Below are 670 nucleotides of genomic sequence, written 5' to 3' on the forward strand. Positions count from 1 at the left end.
CGCCAAAAACTGCGAGAAATATCGCGCAGCTTGTCGTTACATTCGTTCCAACCAAATGGGAAGTTACCAACTTGATAGCCATTAGGGCCAATATCCCACGGCTCGGCAATCAATTTTGTTTCACGCAAAATCGGGTCTTGAGCGACGGCTTTGAAAAATGCCGCTTCAGGGTTGTAATCATCCCCTTGACGCCCCAAAGTGGCGGCCAAATCCAAACGGAAACCGTCGATTTTGAATTCGCTAACCCAGTAACGCAGCGTGTCCATAACCAGATTTAATGCTGGTTGATAGGGGAGATCGACCGTGTTGCCACAACCTGTGTAGTTGGCGAAGTGATTGCCGTGTTTGATGTAAAAGCGAGAATCGAGCGCTTTGAGATTAAACACCGTCACCCCTTCGCCTCCTTCTGCTGTGTGGTTGTAAACCACATCCAGAATCACTTCGATCCCATGCTTGTGCAGCTCACGAATGGTGGTTTTAAGCTCGGTTACCGCGTCTTTTTCTGCGTAACGAGGATCGGGCACCATAAACAAATAAGGGTTGTAACCCCAATAGTTGACTTTGCCCATCTCCAATAAATGTGGCTCATGCATGCACGCTGCGATAGGTAGCAATTGCAACGTGTTGATGTTTTGCTGTTTGTAGAACGCTAGCATCTGAGGTGAAGCAA

Annotated in this window: 1 protein-coding gene; it reads right to left on the reverse strand. The window is 47.9% G+C overall.

Annotation, left to right across the window (positions count from 1 at the left end):
• Nucleotides 1–670 (reverse strand): alpha-amylase family glycosyl hydrolase (locus tag R7Q46_RS27520; RefSeq protein WP_318078325.1); only part of this gene is annotated, 670 nt, incomplete at both ends.

The sequence above is a fragment of the Vibrio sp. 811 genome, from assembly GCF_033339195.1.